Source organism: Streptomyces sp. NPDC054849, assembly GCF_053610945.1.
Genome location: NZ_JBSGZI010000086.1, coordinates 1 through 18,470 on the forward strand (window position 1 = coordinate 1; position 18,470 = coordinate 18,470).

The 18,470-nt window shown below is 71.8% G+C and carries 18 protein-coding genes; 5 read left to right on the forward strand and 13 right to left on the reverse strand.

From position 1 onward, the window contains the following. Positions 1-91: 91 nt before the first annotated feature. From hpnD to ACWGIF_RS28850, 9 genes are all read right to left on the reverse strand, one after another. On the reverse strand, positions 92-1,024 hold the full coding sequence (gene hpnD / locus ACWGIF_RS28810; protein ID WP_453501828.1) for a presqualene diphosphate synthase HpnD: 933 nt from the start codon (positions 1,022-1,024) through the stop codon (positions 92-94). A 44-nt stretch (positions 1,025-1,068) separates the two neighbouring features. Beyond that, on the reverse strand, positions 1,069-1,953 hold the full coding sequence (hpnC, locus tag ACWGIF_RS28815) for a squalene synthase HpnC (protein ID WP_453501830.1): 885 nt from the start codon (positions 1,951-1,953) through the stop codon (positions 1,069-1,071). A gap of 407 nt (positions 1,954-2,360) precedes the next feature. After that, a complete protein-coding gene (locus ACWGIF_RS28820; RefSeq protein ID WP_453501832.1) occupies positions 2,361-3,143 on the reverse strand; it encodes an ABC transporter ATP-binding protein in 783 nt (260 codons plus the stop codon). Beyond that, the gene (locus ACWGIF_RS28825) at positions 3,136-4,065 is read right to left on the reverse strand and encodes an ABC transporter permease (protein ID WP_453501834.1); all 930 of its coding nucleotides are present in this window, start codon (positions 4,063-4,065) and stop codon (positions 3,136-3,138) included. Before ACWGIF_RS28825 ends, ACWGIF_RS28820 begins: the two co-directional genes overlap by 8 nt. 94 nt (positions 4,066-4,159) lie before the next feature. Further along, positions 4,160-5,032, reverse strand: coding sequence for a glycosyltransferase family 2 protein (locus tag ACWGIF_RS28830; RefSeq protein ID WP_453501870.1), 873 nt, complete (start codon positions 5,030-5,032; stop codon positions 4,160-4,162). Positions 5,033-5,040: 8 nt separating this feature from the next. Then, positions 5,041-5,820, reverse strand: a complete 780-nt coding sequence (locus tag ACWGIF_RS28835) for a CDP-alcohol phosphatidyltransferase family protein (RefSeq protein WP_453501836.1) — start codon at positions 5,818-5,820, stop codon at positions 5,041-5,043. Further along, a complete protein-coding gene (locus tag ACWGIF_RS28840; protein ID WP_453501838.1) occupies positions 5,798-6,859 on the reverse strand; it encodes an iron-containing alcohol dehydrogenase family protein in 1,062 nt (353 codons plus the stop codon). The genes ACWGIF_RS28835 and ACWGIF_RS28840 overlap by 23 nt, the downstream gene beginning before the upstream one ends. Next, on the reverse strand, positions 6,847-7,599 hold the full coding sequence (locus ACWGIF_RS28845) for a phosphocholine cytidylyltransferase family protein (RefSeq protein ID WP_453501840.1): 753 nt from the start codon (positions 7,597-7,599) through the stop codon (positions 6,847-6,849). Before ACWGIF_RS28845 ends, ACWGIF_RS28840 begins: the two co-directional genes overlap by 13 nt. Beyond that, positions 7,596-9,380 (reverse strand): DUF5941 domain-containing protein, encoded by a 1,785-nt coding sequence (locus ACWGIF_RS28850; RefSeq protein ID WP_453501872.1) that lies wholly within the window; start codon positions 9,378-9,380, stop codon positions 7,596-7,598. Before ACWGIF_RS28850 ends, ACWGIF_RS28845 begins: the two co-directional genes overlap by 4 nt. A gap of 373 nt (positions 9,381-9,753) precedes the next feature. Here ACWGIF_RS28850 and ACWGIF_RS28855 point away from each other — a divergent pair, with 373 nt between their 5' ends. Further along, a complete protein-coding gene (locus ACWGIF_RS28855; RefSeq protein ID WP_453501842.1) occupies positions 9,754-11,049 on the forward strand; it encodes a GNAT family N-acetyltransferase in 1,296 nt (431 codons plus the stop codon). 203 nt (positions 11,050-11,252) lie between these two features. Then, positions 11,253-11,852: an isopentenyl-diphosphate Delta-isomerase gene (idi, locus tag ACWGIF_RS28860; protein ID WP_453501843.1), complete on the forward strand. Its 600-nt coding sequence runs from the start codon at positions 11,253-11,255 to the stop codon at positions 11,850-11,852. A gap of 43 nt (positions 11,853-11,895) precedes the next feature. On the opposite strand, the gene ACWGIF_RS28865 is transcribed toward idi, so the two are convergent. Further along, positions 11,896-12,402: an ATP-binding protein gene (locus ACWGIF_RS28865; RefSeq protein WP_453501873.1), complete on the reverse strand. Its 507-nt coding sequence runs from the start codon at positions 12,400-12,402 to the stop codon at positions 11,896-11,898. A 130-nt stretch (positions 12,403-12,532) separates the two neighbouring features. Continuing rightward, on the reverse strand, positions 12,533-13,264 hold the full coding sequence (locus ACWGIF_RS28870; RefSeq protein WP_453501844.1) for an HdeD family acid-resistance protein: 732 nt from the start codon (positions 13,262-13,264) through the stop codon (positions 12,533-12,535). Positions 13,265-13,352: 88 nt separating this feature from the next. Here ACWGIF_RS28870 and ACWGIF_RS28875 point away from each other — a divergent pair, with 88 nt between their 5' ends. Further along, positions 13,353-14,093, forward strand: coding sequence for an enoyl-CoA hydratase/isomerase family protein (locus ACWGIF_RS28875; RefSeq protein WP_453501874.1), 741 nt, complete (start codon positions 13,353-13,355; stop codon positions 14,091-14,093). Between the two features lies 1 nt (position 14,094). Here ACWGIF_RS28875 and ACWGIF_RS28880 read toward each other — a convergent pair whose 3' ends face one another. Together ACWGIF_RS28880 and ACWGIF_RS28885 are read right to left on the reverse strand one after the other, a co-directional pair. Further along, positions 14,095-14,724 (reverse strand): DJ-1/PfpI family protein, encoded by a 630-nt coding sequence (locus ACWGIF_RS28880; protein ID WP_453501845.1) that lies wholly within the window; start codon positions 14,722-14,724, stop codon positions 14,095-14,097. 113 nt (positions 14,725-14,837) lie between these two features. Continuing rightward, positions 14,838-15,803: a GlxA family transcriptional regulator gene (locus tag ACWGIF_RS28885; RefSeq protein ID WP_453501846.1), complete on the reverse strand. Its 966-nt coding sequence runs from the start codon at positions 15,801-15,803 to the stop codon at positions 14,838-14,840. A gap of 109 nt (positions 15,804-15,912) precedes the next feature. Between ACWGIF_RS28885 and ACWGIF_RS28890 the strand changes: the two genes are divergently transcribed. Together ACWGIF_RS28890 and ACWGIF_RS28895 are read left to right on the forward strand one after the other, a co-directional pair. Beyond that, on the forward strand, positions 15,913-17,550 hold the full coding sequence (locus ACWGIF_RS28890) for an ABC-F family ATP-binding cassette domain-containing protein (protein ID WP_453501848.1): 1,638 nt from the start codon (positions 15,913-15,915) through the stop codon (positions 17,548-17,550). 427 nt (positions 17,551-17,977) lie between these two features. Beyond that, positions 17,978-18,322 (forward strand): hypothetical protein, encoded by a 345-nt coding sequence (locus ACWGIF_RS28895; protein ID WP_453501849.1) that lies wholly within the window; start codon positions 17,978-17,980, stop codon positions 18,320-18,322. Positions 18,323-18,470: the final 148 nt, after the last annotated feature.

Below are 18,470 nucleotides of genomic sequence, written 5' to 3' on the forward strand. Positions count from 1 at the left end.
CCCGTGCGGTCGGCCCGCGCGGCGCGGCGCGGCCCGGCGGTCGCGGCCGGCCCGGCCGCGACGCGGTGCGCGGGCGGGGTGACCGAGGCCATCAGGGCCGCCTCCGGGTGCTCTGGCGGGAGACGGTCCGCGCGTCGAGGCCGGACAGGCCGCGCACGGCGACGTACGCCTTCTCATGCGGCGGCAGCGACACGCGGCCGCGCAGCACGGCCTCCGGCTCCCGCTCGATGCGGTCGAGAAGGCGCCGGTAGATGCCGGCCATGGCGGCGACGCAGGCGCCGCTGCGCCGGTCGAGCAGCGGCAGCAGCCGGTATCCCTCGGCGAACAGGGCGCGGGCGCGCCGGACTTCGTGGTGGACCAGCCCTGCGAAGTCGGAGCCGGCGGGTGCCCGGTCGCTGTGGAAGCCGTCCGAGCAGCCGAAGGTGGCGAGGTCCTCGGCGGGCAGGTAGGTGCGCCCGTTGGCCGCGTCCTCGCGGACGTCCCGGAGGATGTTGGTGAGTTGCAGGGCGAGGCCGAGCGTGTCGGCGTACTCCGCGGCGCGCGCGGCCTCGGACGCCCCCGGGCCCGAGGCGTTCACCGTGCCGAACACGCCGAGCGAGAGCCGCCCGATGGCCCCGGCCACGCAGCGGCAGTAGGCCTTGAGGTCGTCCCAGGTCTTGTAGCTTTCGCCGCGGACGTCCATGAGGACGCCGTCGATGAGCTCGTCGAGGCCGCCCAGCGGGATCGGGAAGCGGCGTGCGGCGTGCGCGAGGGCGACGGCGACCGGGTCGGTGTCGTCCTCGGCGACCTCCTCGGCCCGGATGCGGCCGAGCAGGGCCCGGGTCTCCTCCAGCCGGGCGAACTTCGCCTCGGCGGGCAGCGTGCCGTCGCCGATGTCGTCGACACGCCGGGAGAAGGCGTAGAGCGCGGACATCGCCTGCCGCTTGTCGCCGGGCAACAGGCGGATGCCGTAGGCGAAGTTGCGCGCCTGCGCACCGGTGACGGCCTCGCAGTAGCTGTAGGCCGCGGAAATCGGTGCGGACATCGCAGCCGGTGCGGACGCGTGTGTGGGGCCCTCCACGGTGGGGCTCACCCCTTTCTCGGCGCTGTGCGCAGGACGGCGGCAACCTCGCGGAACAGGCCGCTCTTGGTGGGCTTGGGCGGGCCGGGGAGTACGTCGAAGCCGGCGGCGGTGACGGCGCGCAGGGCTGCACGCCCTCCTCCCACGAAACCCGCGAGCAGCAGCCGGAGTCTGCCGTGCACGCTACCCACGAGCGGGGTGCCTTCATTCAGCAGTTCGCGGGCGCGCTCGCTTTCGAATGCGACCAGGGCGCGCACGGACGCGCCGGCGGACGGGGCCGTCAGGTCGGCCTCGGACACGTGGAAGCGCCGCATGTCCTCGGCGGGCAGGTAGATCCGGTCGCGGCCGAGGTCCTCGGCGACGTCCTGGACGTGCTCGACGATCTGCAGTGCGGTGCAGACGGCGTCGGAGCGGCGGATCCGCTCGGGGGTGCTGGTCCCGGTGAGGGAGAGAACGAGGCGGCCGACCGGGTTCGCGGAGAGCTCGCAGTAGGCGGCCAGGTCGGCATAAGTCGCGTAGCGCGTGACGCGCTGGTCCTGGCGGTTGGCCTCGATGAGGCCGAGGAACGGCTCGGGGGTGAGGCCGTGGGCGCGGACGACGGGCTGCAGCGCCAGCAGGAGCGGGTGGCGCGCAGGGCCGTCGGTGCCGCCGAACACGCGGTGCAGGTCGGCCTCGAGGGCGTCGAGCATGGCGAGCCGGTCGTCGACCGCGGCCGGGTCGAGGCCGAGGAGTACGGCGTCGCGCCCGCCGGGGGCGAGGTCGCCGTCGCCGATGTCGTCGACGAGGCGGGCGTACCCGTAGACGGCCGTCAGCCCGTCACGCCAGGCGCGGGGAAGGAAGGCAGGGGCGACGGGAAAGTTCTCCGCCGCCGCCTTGTCGAGGGTGGCGCTCACGTGGACCGTGTCGGACAGGGTTCGGATGCCGTGCCCCGGGGTCACCGCCCGCCGCCCGGGGCGGGGACGGCCGTCGTGCCTGGGGGCCGGAGAATTCCCGTAGCCATTGCCGTCACATCTCCCGTTCTACACTGCCGACCCAATACATCCTATTTCGGACACGCCGCCTGGGTTTTCCCCGGGGTTCCCCAGGGCCGCTCACCTGCGGGGAATCGTCCCCTCTTGCCGCGATTCAGGACCGCCTCAGCTTACGCTGTACAACGCCGCGGAGCCCTCTCGGGTATTCGCTCCGCCACCGAATGTCGCGGCGAAATGCGAAAGCACGCCGAAGGCCCCCGCCGCGCAGAGCGGCGGGGGCCTTCGGGACAAGCGGTGAACGCCGGAAAGAGCGCCGCGCGACCCGGAGGTCAGCCGTTGGTGGCCTTCTCGTATGCCGAGACGACTTCCTCCGTGGGCCCGTCCATCAGGAGCTCGCCCTTCTCCAGCCACAGAACCCGGTCACAGGTGTCGCGGATGGACTTGTTGTTGTGGCTCACCAGGAAGACCGTGCCGGCCTTCTCCCGCAGTTCACGGATGCGGTTCTCCGAACGCACCTGGAAGCTGCGGTCACCGGTGGCCAGCGCCTCGTCGATCATCAGGACGTCGTGGTCCTTGGCCGCCGCGATGGAGAAGCGCAGGCGCGCCGCCATGCCGGAGGAGTAGGTGCGCATCGGCAGGGAGATGAAATCGCCCTTCTCGTTGATGCCCGAGAAGTCGACGATGCCCTGGTAGCGCTCCTTGATCTGCTCGCGGCTCATGCCCATCGCGAGACCGCCGAGAACGATGTTGCGCTCACCGGTGAGGTCGTTCATCAAAGCCGCGTTGACACCCAGCAGCGAAGGCTGGCCGTCGGTGTAGACCTTGCCGGCCTCACAGGGCAGCAGGCCCGCGATGGCGCGCAACAGCGTCGACTTGCCGGAGCCGTTGGAACCGATGAGGCCGATGGCCTCGCCCCGGTACGCGGTGAAGGTGACGCCGCGCACGGCGTGGACCCGGCGGACGCCCGGTGAGTCGCCCTTGCCCCGGCGGACGATCTTGCTGAGGGCGGCGGTGGCGGCGCCCTTGCCCGCGCTGCCCGTGTTGACCCGGTAGACGATGTGGACATCGTCCGCGATCACGGTGGGGACGCGCCCCTCGGTCTTGTCAGCCACGGCCGTAACGCTCCTCAGACTTCCAGAAGTACACGAAGCCGCCGAGGCCGATCACGACGGCCCAGCCCACGGCGAAGAGCCACACGTGCGGGGGCAGGTTGCTGCTGCCGTAGTCGTCGATCAGCGCGAACCGGATCAGGTCCATGTAGATCGCCACCGGGTTCCACAGCAGCACGTCGCTGATCCACTGCGGCTGGTCCTTGAGGTAGATCCCGATCGGGAACATGACACCGGAGGCGTACATCCACGTACGCATCACGAACGGCATCAGCTGCGCCAGGTCGGGGGTCTTGGAGCCCATCCGCGCGAAGATCATGGCGAGACCGGTGTTGAAGACGAACTGGAGCGCCAGCGTCGGAAGGACCAGCAGCCAGGACAGCCGCGGATAGTTGCCGAAGCTGACGGCGATCACGAAGACGACGATCATCGAGTACATCAGCTGCTGGAGCTGCTGCAGCGAGAAGGACACCGGGAGGGCGGCACGCGGGAAGTGCAGTGCCCGCACCAGCCCGAGGTTGCCCGAGATCGCCCGGACGCCCGCCATCAACGAGCTCTGGGTGAAGGTGAAGACGAAGATGCCCATCACCAGGAACGGGACGTAGACGTCCTCCGGCATCTCCCGGCCCGCGCCGAGGATCACGCCGAAGATCAGCCAGTAGACGACCGCGTTCAGCAGTGGGGTCGCCACCTGCCAGACCTGGCCGAGCTTGGCCTGGCTGTACTGCGCGACCAGCTTGGCCCGGGAGAACGCCATGACGAAGTGGCGCCGGCCCCAGAGCTGCCGCACGTACTCGCCCAGACCGGGCCGGGCGCCGCTGACGGAGAGGCCGTACTTCCTGGCGAGCTCCGCGGGGCTCAGCCCCGCGTCTTCGGACGGCGGCTTGCTCGTGGCGAGGGCGCCGTCGTGGGTTGTGTCACTCACAAGTTGAAACTTTCGTCTTCAAGATGCGGCCAGGTGGGCATCAGGCTGGTGGCGCGAGGCCCGTGATCGCGCCATGTTCCCAGACGCGGGGTTGTCAGATGACAGGTGGTCGGCCCAGCCGGGTCAACCGCCAGACCGTACGCCATCTCATCGGGCGGCGAGGTCCGCAGGGAGTGCTCCATCCCTCCCTGAAACCGCCGAACCAGGCCTTGAGCGCGGGTCCCGACGGCTTGCGTACGAGCGTCAGCAGGAGCCAGACGCCCAGGTAGACCGGGACCAGCGGAGCGGGCAGGTTGCGGCGGGCGAGCCACACCCGGTTACGAGCCACCATACGGTGGTAGACCGCGTGCCGGGAGGGGGCGGTCGTCGGGTGCAGCAGCACCATGTCCGCCCGGTAGTCGATCAGCCACCCTGCGTCGAGCGCCCGCCAGGCCAGATCGGTCTCCTCATGAGCGTAGAAGAACTCCCCCGGCAGCGCTCCGACCTGCTCGAACACCTTCGTGCGGACGGCATTGGCGCCGCCCAGGAAGGTCGTCACGCGGGAGGAGCGCATCGGGTCGGAGGCACGCAGCCGCGGCACGTGCCGGCGCTGCGTCTCGCCGGTGTCCGGATCGGCGATCCGGAAGCTGATGATCCCTAGCGCGGGGTCCTCGGCGAAGGCCTGCCGGCACAGCTCGGCGGTGTCCGTGCGCTCCAGCAGACCGTCGTCGTCCAGGAAGAGCAGCGCGTCCACGTCGCTGCCACCGGGGCCGAAGGCCTCGATGCCGACGTTGCGTCCGCCCGGGATGCCCAGGTTCTCCGGGAGGTCGATGCTGCGGACGCCCTCGGGGAGCCCGGTGACCTGCACGCCCTGGCCCACCACGACCACCTCGACGGGGTCGCCCTCCTGGCGGGCCACCGAGTCGAGGAGCGCCTTGAGCTCGTCGGGCCGGTTGCCCATGGTGATGATCACGGCGCCCAGCCGCATCGGGGCGGTCATTTGAGCCTGCTGGAGGCCAGGACCGACACGAGGTGCAGCACGGTCTGGAGCACGGCGATGCCGGCCAGTACGGCGACGCCCAGCCGGGAGAAGTACAGGTCGCCCCGCATCTGGTCCAGGACGGCCAGCACCAGGATGAGCAGCGAGGCCTCGATGCCGAGGATCAGGCGGTGGAACTTGAGCGCGGCGGCGGCCCGGCGGGCGAGCGCCATGCCCTTCGCCCGCGGTTCGGCCGCCGCGTCCTTGACCACCGGCTTTCCGGCCTGGTGGCGGGCGACGCCGACCAGGTCGGTCTCGGCCTTGATCAAGATCGCGCCGAGCGCCGCCAGGGTGCCCAGGAAGGCCCACAGCCAGTCGATCCGCCCGCCGCCCCACAGGTCCGCGGCGCGCAGGCCGAAGCCGACCAGGACGGCCGCGTCGCACAGGTAGGCGCCGACCCGGTCCAGGTAGACCCCGGAGAGCGAGAACTGCTTCTTCCAGCGGGCGACCTCGCCGTCGACGCAGTCGAGCAGGAGGTACAGCTGGACGGCCACCACGCCGAGGACGGCGCCCCAGACGCCGGGCACCAGCAGGGCGGGCAGGGCGAGGACGCCGGCGAGGGTCATCACGTAGGTCAGCTGGTTCGGCGTGACCTTGGTGGTGACCAGGTAGCGGGTGATGCGCAGGGAGATCTCGCGCATGTAGAGGCGCCCGCCCCAGTGCTCGCCGCTGACCCGGTCCTTGACGCCCGCCGGGTGAACGACGGGCCGGAGTTCAGCTACGGATGGTCTTGGCATAGTCGGCGTAAGCGTCCCTGATCTCGGCTGCGGACAGGTTGAGGTGCTCCAGGATCGTGAAGCGTCCCGGACGGGTCTGGGGGGCGTACTCGACGGCGGCGACGAACTCGTCGACGCTGAAGCCGATCTCCTCGGGGAGGGTCGGCAGGCCGTGCCGGCGCAGCACCTCGACGAAGAGGCCGGAGAGGTCCTCGGCCCCCCGCAGGTGCATGGCGAAGGCGGCGCCCAGGCCGACCTGCTCGCCGTGGAGCGCGGAGCGCCCCGGGTAGAGCAGGTCGAAGGCGTGGCTGATCTCGTGGCAGGCGCCCGAGGCGGGGCGGGTGTCCCCGCTGATCGACATGGCGATGCCGGTCAGGACCAGGGCCTCGGAGAGCACGGTGAGGAACTCGTCGTCGCCGCACCCGCCGGGCTGGCGCAGGACGGACTGGCCGGCGGTGCGGGCCATGGCGGCGGCCAGTCCGTCGACCGGCTCGCCGGTGATCTCGTGCGAGAGCTCCCAGTCGGCGACGGCCGAGATGTTGGAGATCGCGTCGCCGACACCGGCGCGGATGAACCGGACCGGGGCTTCCTTGATCACATCGAGGTCGATCACCATGGCGATCGGGGTGGGCACGCCGTAGGACCCGCGGCCGTTGTCGTTGTCCAGAATGGACACCGGGGAGCAGATGCCGTCGTGGGAGAGGTTGGTGGCGACGGCCACCATGGGCAGCCCGACCCGCGCCGCGGCGTACTTGGCCACGTCGATGATCTTGCCGCCGCCCAGGCCCACGACGGCGTCGTAGCGGCGGCCCTTTATGTCGTCGGCCAGCTTGACCGCGGAGTCGATGGTGCCGTCGACGACGGCGTACCAGTCGGCGTGCGGCAGGACGGGCTCCAGCTTGGCGCGCAGCGCCACGCCGGAGCCTCCGCTGATCGCTATGGCCAGCTTGCCCGAGGCGGAGATCCGCTGGTCGGCCAGGAGCCCGGCCAGGTCGTCCATCGCCCCGCGACTGATGTCGACGACGACGGGCGAGGGGATGAGCCTCGTCAGTACTGGCATGCGATCGTCCGGCCCTTGGCGAGGTCGTCGTGGTTGTCGATCTCGACCCACTCGACGTCGCCGATGGGGGCCACGTCGATGGTGAAGCCGTCGTTGACGAGCTGCTGGTAGCCGTCCTCGTAGTAGAGGTCGGGGTCGCGCTCGAAGGTGGTCTTCAGCGCCTCGGCCAGCTGCTCGGCGGCCTCGGGCTCGATGAGGGTGACGCCGATGTACTCGCCGGTGGCGTCGGCGGGGTCCATCAGCTTGGTGATCTTCTGGACGCCCTTTCCGTCGGCGGTGACGACCTTCATCTCCTCGTCGGCCAGGTTCTTCACCGTGTCGAGGGCGAGGATGATCTTCTGGCCGTTGCCGCGGGCGGCGAGCAGCGTCTTCTCGACGGAGACCGGGTGGACGGTGTCGCCGTTGGCGAGGATCACACCCTGCTTCAGGACCTCACGCGCGCACCACAGGGAGTAGGCGTTGTTCCACTCCTCGGCCTTGTCGTTGTCGATCAGCGTGATCTTGACGCCGTACTTGGCCTCCAGGGCCTCCCGGCGCGCGTACACGGCTTCCTTGCGGTAGCCGACGACGACGGCGACCTCGGTGAGGCCGACCTCGGCGAAGTTGCCGAGGGTCAGGTCGAGAACCGTGATGCTCTCCTCGTCGCCCTCGGGGCCGACGGGCACGAGGGCCTTGGGCAGGGTGTCGGTGTAGGGACGCAGACGGCGTCCGGCACCGGCAGCGAGTACAAGGCCGATCATGCTGGTTCTCCTTCGTCATGTACGGCGGGTGCTCCGGAGGAGACCCAGAACCGGATGCTCTCCACGAGCACCACGAGTGCCACGAACACGGCCATGGCCGTGAGCGAGACGGGGAAGTCCGCTTCGCGCGATACGAGGACGGCCGCCAGGACCGTGATCAGCAGGACCCGGCCTTCGTGGCCGCCGATCGTCCGCACCAGCCAGTGCGGGGGCGCGCCGGTGCCTCCGCGAATGCGGTACACCGTGTCGTAGTGATGGTAGGCGACCGCCGCGACCAGTCCGAATGCCGCCGGAAGGGCCTCGGGGACGTCCGCCTTCGCGGCGAGGACGAGGACCGTGACGTATTCGGCGGCCCGGAACAGCGGCGGGATCAGCCAGTCCAGCACGCCCTTGAGCGGCGCGGCGACGGCGAGCCCGGACGCCATGGCGTAGATCACGGCGACGGCGATCAGCCGCGGGTCGCCGAACGGCAGGTACAGGGCGGCCCCGACCATCAGCAGCGCGCCCAGGGCCGCCACGTACACGGAGCCGAAGGATCCGGCGCGGCCGCGCAGCAGCCGGGCCTGGAGCTCGGCGAGCGGACCGGAGTCGGCGAGGTCGGCCAGGGCCTGGGCCGCGCGGTCGGTCCGGGTCGCCTTGCGGGTCAGGGAGCGCAGCACCCGGCCGGCGGTGGTGTAGAGGGCGCCGAAGGCGCAGCCGATCAGGAGCGCGTAGAAGACGATGCGGGGGGTGGTGAAGGCGGTCAGCACCGCGATCATCGCCCAGCGCTCACCGATGGGCAGGATGATCATCCGCCGGACCCAGACCGTCCAGCCGACGCTGTCGAGCCGGTCGGAGAGGGCTGCCGTGGGGCTGGTGTTCGCTGTCGCGTCGTGGTTGGCCTCGTTAAAGGAGAAGTCGACGACGTGCCGGCAGGTCATGAGGATCATGGAGCCGAGGGCGAGGCCCCAGACGTCGTCCCCGTTCGCGGCGGCGCCGAGCGCGAGGCCGGCGTAGAAGGAGTACTCCTTCGCGCGGTCGAAGGTGGCGTCGAGCCAGGCGCCCATCGTCGAGTACTGGAGCGAGTAGCGGGCGAGCTGCCCGTCCGTGCAGTCCAGGACAAAGGAGACGAGAAGCAGCACACCGGCGGCGACGTAGCCCCAGCGCTCGCCCGTGGCCGCGCAGCCGGCCGCGATCAGGGCGGTGATCAGCGAGGCGGTCGTGACCTGGTTCGGGGTCAGGCCGCGGCGCGCGCACCAGCGGGCGATGTAGCGCGAGTAGGGGCTGATGAAGAAGGTGGTGAAGAAGCCGTCGCGGGACTTTACGGCGGTCCGCAGGCGCACGGCCTCGTCGTCGACGGCGGCGACGGCGGCGGTCGCCGCGTCCCGGTCGGCGGGGCCGGCGGGGACGGTGGCGACGAGCGTGCCCAGTTCGGGTCGCTGGACGGCGGTGCCGGCGGCCTCGACCGCGGCGGCGAGCCGGTCGGCGTACGGGCCGGAGCCCTCGGGCGCGACGGCCGCGGCCTTGTCCAGGGCGTCGCGGGCACCCGGCTGGACGGCGAGGGCGCCGGTGACGGCGCAGGCGTCGAAGCGCGGGTCGGTCAGCGCGAGGCGCAGCGCGTGCACGTGCCCGACGAAGGCGCTGTCCACGACGGCCACCCGCTGGTCGGCGGGTACGCCGGCCAGTACGGCGGCGGCGTCCTGGGGCCCGGGGGCCGGGCGGACGTCGAAGCCGAGGCCGCGCAGCTCGTCCGCGAGCGGCGATCCGGGGACCGGCAGGCCGGTGAGGATGACGGTCGGCAGACGAACTCACTCCTTGTAACGGATTGACGAACGCGCGCCTCAGGGGGCGGCGGCACGTCGGCAGAGGCTATCGGATGAATGGAAGCAGGGGTTCACCACCCGTTTACGCCCCGATAAGCCGAATATCCCGGCTTCCTGGGCCGGGTCCCGATCATCATTGACGATCACGGCGCGGTACCACAAACGGCCCTGATGTTACGGTGGACACGCCCCTGAAGGTGTCGAGTGGGAAGAGGTGGGTTGATGACCGTCGTAGTGGTCGCGGCCATGCGCAGCGAACTCCGGTGCATCCCCCATTTCTCCCGGGCATCCGGCCAGGCCTGATCCACACCGCTGGGCCTCGTCGGCCGGAGCCCCCGTTCAAGGGTTCACGTTGACCGACCACACCATCGACACCTTCATGCAGGCCTTCTTCGACCTGCACCACGGCCTGCCACGGCAGGCTCCCGGCTCCGACGCCAGCACCCGTCATCTGCTGTCCCTGTGCGGACCGCTGCCCGAGCGGCCGCGCGTCCTCGACCTGGGCTGCGGTCCGGGCCGCAGCGCCCTGCTGCTAGCCGCCGAGGCGGGCGGGCCGGGCGGGGGCGGCGCCGAGGTGACCGCCGTCGACCTCCACTCCCCCTTCCTCGACGAGCTCCGTACGGCCGCCGTGGCCCGCGGGCTCGCCGACCGCGTCCGCACCGTCGAGGCGGACATGGGCGCACTCTCCCCCGCGGACTTCGAGGACGGTTCCTACGACCTCGTGTGGGCGGAGGGTTCCGCCTACCTCCTCGGTTTCGACACCGCGCTCGCCCGGTGGAAGCGGCTGCTCGCCCCGGGCGGCACACTCGTGCTGACCGAGTGCCAGTGGACCGTCGCGGAACCGTCCGCGGGCGCGCGCGCCTTCTGGGACCCGCAGTGCCCGCTGCGGTCCACCGCCCGCAACCTCGGCTCCGCCCAGTCCGCCGGGTACCAGGTGCTCGGCGTGTACGACCTGCCCGACTCCGACTGGGCCGAGTACTACGGCCCGCTCGCGGAGCGGGTCCGTACCCGCCCGGCGCACGGGACCCCCGCGATGGCGCAGGCGCTGGCCGCCACGCGCGAGGAGCTCGACGTCCGGGCACGCCACGGGCACGAGTACGGGTACACCGGCTATGTCCTGCGCCCGGTGACCGCCGGGGACGGCGACGCCTGGCCGGCCCGCCCGGAGACCGCGGCCGATGCGGCCGCCGTACGGAAGGTCCACCTGGCGGCCTTCGAAACGCCGCTTGAGGCGGACCTCGTGGACGCGCTGCGCACGGACGGCTCCTGGGTGCCCGGGCTGTCGTACGTGGCCGAGGCCCCGGACGGGTCAGTGGCGGCGCACGCCCTGCTGACCCGCTGCGAGGTCGGCGGCGTCCCGGCGCTCGCGCTCGCGCCGGTGGCCGCCGATCCCGCGCACCAGGGCTCGGGCGCGGGCAGCTCGGTCGTACGGGCCCTGCTGGCGGCGGCGAGGGAACGCGGGGAGTCGCTGGTGCTGGTCCTGGGGCACGCGGCGTACTACCCGCGCTTCGGGTTCGTACCGGCCTCGCGCTTCGGGATCCGGGCGCCCTTCGAGGTGCCGGACGAGGCCATGATGGCGCTGGTGCTTGACGATTCCGTTCCGGTCCCGGCCGGCACGATCGGCTATCCGGCTCCGTTCGGCGTCTGACGCAAGGCCGGGCACGGCGTTCGGCGTCTGACGCGGCGCCGGGCACGGCGTTCGGCGTCTGACGCCCGCGCCGGGCACGTGAGGTGATCCGCCCCTCGCCGCCTAGCACGCGGCGGGGGGCGGACATGCGCGGATGTCCGAAGTGGGGACAAGCCGCTTTTGTACGGCAGACTGAAGGCCGAAGTCCGAAGCGAAGGATGGGTATGCCGACCACACCAGCCACCGCCGCGACCAGCGCGCCCAACGGCACCGGTACTCAAGAACCGATCATGCTCGAACTGGTCGACGAGTCCGGCAACACCATCGGCACGGCGGAGAAGCTCTCCGCCCATCAGGCGCCCGGCCTGCTGCACCGGGCGTTCTCCGTGTTCCTCTTCGACGAGCAGGGCCGCCTGCTGCTCCAGCAGCGGGCCCTCGGGAAGTACCACTCGCCCGGCGTCTGGTCGAACACCTGTTGCGGTCACCCCTACCCCGGTGAGTCTCCGTTCGCGGCCGCGGCCCGGCGGACCCACGAGGAGCTGGGGCTCTCGCCGTCGCTGCTCGCGCAGGCGGGGACGGTGCGCTACAACCACCCGGACCCCGCCTCGGGCCTCGTGGAGCAGGAGTTCAATCACCTGTTCGTGGGACTCGCGCAGGCGCCCGTGCGACCGGATCCGGAGGAGGTCGGGGACACCGCCTTCGTCACCGCCGAGGAGCTGGCGAAGCGGCACGCCGAAGTGCCCTTCTCGGCCTGGTTCATGACCGTGCTGGACGCGGCGCGGCCCGCGATCCGCGAGCTGACCGGCGACGCCGCGGGCTGGTAGCCCGCCCGCCGTCCCGCCCGGCCGCCCCTGCGCCGTCCGCCGCTCAGCCGGCGGTCGGCGGGGCGGCCAGCGGGGCGGTCAGCGGCAGGGCCGCCCAGATGACCTTGCCCCCGGTCGAGGTGTGCTCGACGTCGCAGACCCCACCGGCCTCCCGCGTGACCTCCCGCACCAGGAGCAGGCCCCGGCCGCCGGTCTGGCCGAAGTCCGCCTCCAGCGCCTTGGGGCGGTAGGGGTGGTTGTCCTCGACCGCCACCCGTACCCACGCCCGGCCGATGGCCACTTCGACCGCGACCTCCGGCGAGAGCAGCGCGGCGTGCCGGACCGAGTTCGTCACCAGTTCGGAGACGATCAGGAGCAGGGAGTAGACGAGGTCCTGATGAGCGGGCACCCCCTGACGGCCGAGCAGGTCCCGGACCGCACGGCGGGCCTGCGGAACGGATTCTTCTACGGCGGGCGCGGTGAACCTCCACACGCCCTCGTACGCGAGCGGGTCGGCCGGAGCCTCCGGCTCCCCCTCCTTGGCTGGCGGGACACTCCCGCTGACATCCATCTTCCGTCCCCCGTCTTCACGCTCGATCGTCTCCACGCGTCAAGAGTGGGGAACGGGCTGGTGCGGGCCGGACTGCTGACCAGAAGTCAGCGTCAATCGGACACTTTCTGACCGCTGGCGTATGACAGAGTCAGTTGTTCGACTGTTCCTGATCTTCTTCCGGACGCTTATCGGCTGCCTCGCGCGCCTCGTCCGCCGCGGCCGCCTCCGCCGCCGCCTCGTCTTCCCTGACCAACCCCAGGATGCGCCGGGCCCCCAGGCCCATGGCCACCAGGCTCAGGCCGTCGAACAGGAGGGCGAGGGAGAAGAAGGTTCCGATCACGTACAGACTGTTGCCGGGCCAGTTGGAGAGGATCAGAAGGCCCAGGAGCACGCCGAAGGCGCCCTGGACGAGCGCGAGCCCGAAGTCCGCTCCGCGTACCACCAGCGCTCCGACCAGCCGGAAGAGCCCTCCGGTGAGGAAGAGCAGCGCGGCGAACATGGTCAGCGCCTCCGCGCTCGCCTCGGGGCGGCGCAGGATCACGAAACCCGCCGCGATGTTGATCGCGGCGACGATGACGGCGAGCCAGAAGTAGTTGCTCCTGCGCGACTGCACGGCCTGCAGCAGGCCCACCACACCGCCGATCAGCAGCAGCCAGCCGAAGAGGAACATCGAGGTGAGCGTGGCCACGCCGGTGTAGATCAGCCCGACCAGACCGGCCAGCACGAGGAGTACGCCGAGCAGGGTCAGCAGCCCGAAGCTGCGGTTGAGCTTCTTCCTCTCCTGCCGCGGTTCCCGGCCCTTGGCCTTGATCGCATCCGCCCCGACCTCGGCCCCGGCCTCGGCCCCGGCCTCCGTACGGTCGGCTCGGTCTGTGCCCATGGACGTGGCACCTCCTCGCACCCCCGGACGGACTCCCCTGATCATAGGTTTGGCGGCCCGGGATAGCATCCGGCGCATGGACGCAGCCCTGGACGCCACCCTCCTGCACACGGTCGCCGACGGGGTGGCCACCGTCGTCATCTCGCACCCCGCCAAGCGCAACGCCATGACCGCCTCGATGTGGCGGGCGCTCCCGGAGCTGCTGACGGGCCTGGCGGGGGATCCTGCGGTCCGGGTGCTCGTGCTGACCGGGGCCGGACCGACCTTCTGCGCGGGTGCGGACATCTCCTCGCTGACGGGCGGCGAGGACCCGCGGGCCCTCGCCGTCACGGCGGAGGAGGCCCTGGCGGCCTTCCCGAAGCCGACACTGGCGGCGATCCGCGGATTCTGCGTGGGCGGCGGCAGCCAGCTGGCGGCGGCCTGCGACCTGCGCTTCGCGGAGGAGGGGGCTTCGTTCGGAGTGACCCCGGCGAAGCTGGGCATCGTCTACCCGGCCTCCTCCACCCGGAGGCTGGCGTCCCTGGTCGGCCCGGCGTGGGCCAAGTACCTCCTCTTCTCCGCGGAGTTGATCGGCGCTGACGAGGCCCTGCGTGCCGGGTTCCTGAACGAGCTGCTGCCGGCCGGCCGGCTGGACGAGCGCGTCACGGAGTTCAGCCGGATCCTGGCCTCACGCTCGCAGCTGACACAGGTGGCTGCCAAGGAGTTCGCGGACGGCCGGGCGGACCGGGACGGGTACTGGGAGGACCAGGCGGCCGGCGGCGACGACACCGCCGAGGGAGTCGCCGCCTTCCTGGAACGCCGGGCGCCGCGCTTCACATGGACGCCGTGACCTACTCCAAGGGGTTGTTCGCCCGCAGCCGGGCGACGAGCCCGGCGGGGGCCTTGTCCGGCGACCCGGCGTCGTAGGGCGGCTGCGGGTCGTACTCGGTCATCAGCTGGACCGTCTGGGCGAGTTCGTCCCCGGCGATCCTGCCGAGCAGGGTGAGACCCATGTCGATGCCGGAGGACACCCCGGCGGCGGTGACGTACTTCCCGTCGAACACCACGCGCTCCCCTGTGGGCTCGGCCCCGAACTGCGGCAGGCGGTCGAGGTACAGCCAGTGGCCGGCGGCCCGCCTCCCGTCGAGCAGCCCGGCGGCGGCGAGCAGGAGCGAGCCGGTGCACACGGAGGTGGTCCACGTGCTGGTGGCGTCGACGGCCCTCAGCCACTCCAGGACGGCGGGATTCTTCATCTCCACCTCGGGGTGCGGTCCGCCGGGCACGATGACGATGTCGGGCCGGGTCACCTCACCGAGCGCCTTGTCGGCGACGAGCGCGAGCGACCCGTTGTCCGTCCGCACGGGCCCGGGCCGCTCGGAGACGAACACGACCTCGGCGCCGGGAAGCCGTCCGAGCGTGTCGAAGGGTCCGACGGCGTCCAGGGCGGTGAAGCGGTCGTAGAGCAGTACGGCGATCTGCATGGCTCCTCCGGAGCGGTTGACGGATGCGGCACCGGCCCCGTGGCGGGGGCGGCCGTTCCGAGTGGTCGAGTGGTCGGCGAAGGGCGGATGCCGGGCTGCGGCCACGACACGATCTAGCGGTGGGGTACGCCGAAGCGGCGGCGGTACTCGGTCGGGGACTGGCCCAGCGTCTTCAGGAACGCACGCCGCAGCGCCTCCGGCGTCCCGTACCCGCACGCCCGGGAGATCTCCGCGATCCCCTCCCCGCCCTCCTCCAGCAGCCGCCGCGCGTGCTCCAACCGCACCCGCTCGACGTAGCGCCCCGGCGTCACCCCCGTTTCCGCCTGGAACGCGCGCGAGAAGTGCCGCGGCGACAGCTGAGCCCGCGCCGCCAGCGCCTCCACGCCCAGGTCTCCGCCCGGGTGCTCGGTGATCCACTGCTGAACGTCCCGCAGCGGCTCCCGCCGCGCCGTCTGCGCCGACAGCTGCGCGCTGAACTGTGCCTGATTGCCCGGTCTGCGCAGGAACACCACCAGGTGCCGGGCGATGGTCAGTGCGACGTCCCGGCCGAGGTCCTCCTCCACCAGCGCGAGCGCGAGGTCGATCCCGGCCGTGACCCCGGCCGAGGTGGACACCGGCCCGTCCCGCACGTAGATGGGGTCGGGCTCCACGTCCACGGCCGGGTACTCACGCGCCATCTGCTCGCACGCGTACCAGTGCGTCGTCGCCCGCCGCCCGTCCAGCAGCCCCGCCTCGGCCAGCAGCAGTCCTCCCGTGCACACGGACACCAGCCGCTCCGCGCCACCCCCGTAAGCGCGCAGCCAGTCGGTGAGCCGCGGCTCGAAATCGGCCGTGTACCGGCCCCCGGGAACCAGCAGTGTGGTCCCGGCCCCCGGCCGGGCACTCTCCAGGTCGCCGTCCGGGACCAGCGTCAGCCCGCTGTTCGTCCGGACCGGAGCGCCTCCCGGTGACACCGTCCTGATCGCGTACCCGGCCGTCCCGGGGAACCGCGACGCCCCGGCGAAGACCTCCACCGGTCCGGTCACGTCCAGGCTCTGCACCCCGTCGTAGAGGACGACGAGCACGTTTCGCAACGACATGGCCTCATGGTGTGACGCCGACCCTCATGGCCGCAATGACATGCTTCCCACCTATCCGGCCATCCGGCACGGGAGGCCGGTTCCCGCGCCCGGATAGGATCGGGGCATCATGACTGCAACCCTCGTCGCCAAGAAGCTCACCGCCGCGCACGGTGAGCGCACGCTCTTCGCCGATCTCGACCTCGTCGTCGCCCCCGGCGACGTCATCGGCCTCGTCGGCGTGAACGGCGCCGGGAAGTCCACCCTGCTGCGCCTGCTCGCCGGGCTGGACACCCCCGAGACCGGGGAGCTGCGGCTCTCCCCGCCCGGCGCCGCCGTCGGCCACCTCCCGCAGGAGCCGGAGCGCCGGCCCGACGAGTCGGTCCGGGAGTTCCTTGCGCGCCGTACGGGCGTGGCCGCCGCGCAGGCGGAGCTGGACGCGTCGACGCAGGGCCTCGTGGACGGGACTCCGGGCGCGGACGACGCGTACGCGACCGCGCTGGACCGGTGGCTGGACCTCGGCGGCGCCGATCTCGAGGAGCGGGCCGAGGAGGTCTGCGCCGAGCTGGGCCTCACCGTGGGCCTCGACCTGCCCATGACGGCGCTCTCCGGCGGCCAGGCGGCGCGTGCGGGTCTCGCCTCGCTGCTCCTCTCCCGCTACGACGTGTTCCTGCTGGACGAGCCCACCAACGACCTGGACCTGGACGGTCTGGAGCGGCTGGAGCGGTTCGTCAAGGGGCTGCGCGCGGGCACGGTCGTGATCAGCCACGACCGCGAGTTCCTCACGCGTACCGTCACCAAGGTCCTCGAACTCGACCTTGCGCAGCAGCAGATCAATCTCTACGGCGGCGGCTACGACGCCTACCTGGAGGAGCGCGAGCGCGCCCGCGACCACGCCCGCGAGGAGTTCGAGGAGTTCGCGGGCAAGAAGTCCGCCCTCGAGGGCCGGGCCCAGATGCAGCGCAACTGGATGGACAAGGGCGTGCGCAACGCCCGCCGCAAGGCGTCCGACAACGACAAGATCGGCAAGAACCTGCGCGGCGAGTCCAGCGAGAAGCAGGCCGCCAAGGCCCGCCAGACGCAGCGGGCGATCGAGCGGCTCGAAGTCGTCGAAGAACCCCGCAAGGAGTGGGAGCTGCGCATGGAGATCGCGGCGGCCCCGCGCTCCGGCGCGGTGGTGGCCACCCTGCGCGAGGCGGCCGTCAAGCGCGGGGACTTCGCCTTCGGTCCGGCCAGCCTGCAGATCGACTGGGCGGACCGGGTCGCCATCACCGGGGCCAACGGCGCCGGCAAGTCCACCCTCCTCGCCGTCCTGCTGGGCCGGCTGACGCCGGACTCCGGCGCCGCCCATCTCGGCTCGGGGGTCCTGGTCGGCGAGGTGGACCAGGCGCGCGGCCTGTTCCTGGGCGGCGAACCGCTGCTGGAGGCCTTCTGCGCCGCGGTCCCGGAGACCGAGCCGGCCGAGGTCCGCACCCTGCTGGCCAAGTTCGGCCTCAAGGCGGCCCACGTCCTGCGCCCGGCGGCGACCCTCTCCCCGGGTGAACGCACCCGCGCCGCGCTGGCGCTGCTCCAGGGCCGCGGGGTGAACCTGCTGGTCCTGGACGAGCCCACCAACCACCTCGACCTTCCGGCGATCGAGCAGCTGGAGTCCGCACTCGACGCCTACGAGGGCACCCTCCTGCTGGTCACCCACGACCGCCGCATGCTGGACGCCGTCCACGTGACGCGCCGCCTGGAGGTCTCGGGCGGCAAGGTCATCGAGCTCTAGGGCGGGCGGGGGCGTGCGTACCCGCGCACAGGCACGGGCCGTCGGCGGGGGCGGCGAGCGCACCCGCCGAGCCGGGCAGTCGGTGGCCCCGGCGGGGCGGCAGCCCTGATGTCCTGAGGTGCCGACCCGCTGTTGCGCGACTAGCCTTGGACGTGGAGCCGCACCTGCGGAGCACGCCCCAAGGCGGCATTGTTCTGCGTGGGCAGGGGGTTGGATCCCTGACGCGTGCGTGCCTGTTTCGGGGCCGACATGGCGCCCGAGGCCTGGTGGCCGGAAGTCTCCGCACTGCCCCGCGGCCCCGCCATCCGATCCGCGCCGCACGTCCTTCTTCTGCGGCCGCGGTCCGCCCCTCATGCCTCGGAGAGGTGCGAGAAGGCGGAGGAAAGGACACCCCCAAATGCATGCACAGAGAGCAAAGCGCCTTTTCGTGGTTTCCGCCGCCGGTCTCCTGATGGCCGGTGGAGCCGCGCTCGGTACTGCGGGGACCGCCTCGGCGGCAGCCCCGACCCAACCCGTCTCCTATGTCACCGGCGGCGGCTGCGACGGCGACGGCAAGGGCTACGGCGGCCACCATGGCAAGGGTTACGGCGGACACGACCACGGCAAGGGCGGGCACGACCACGGCAAGGGCGGCCACGACCACGGCAAGGGTTACGGCGGGCACAAGGCCGGCTGGAACCACGATGACGACAAGGGCTACGGCGGACACCACCGCGGCTGGGACCACGATGACGGCGACAAGGGTTATGGAGGACACGGCCACGGCCACTGATTAGGAGCCCTTCAGCACCCCGGTGCGGGGGGCGGGCACCCGGGGGCCCCCCCCCGAGGTTTTTAATCGCGGGGCGCGGGGCCGCCCCCGCGGACCCCCCGGGGGGGGCCAACAGGCGGGCCCCCAACAACCCGGGCCATTGGGGGGC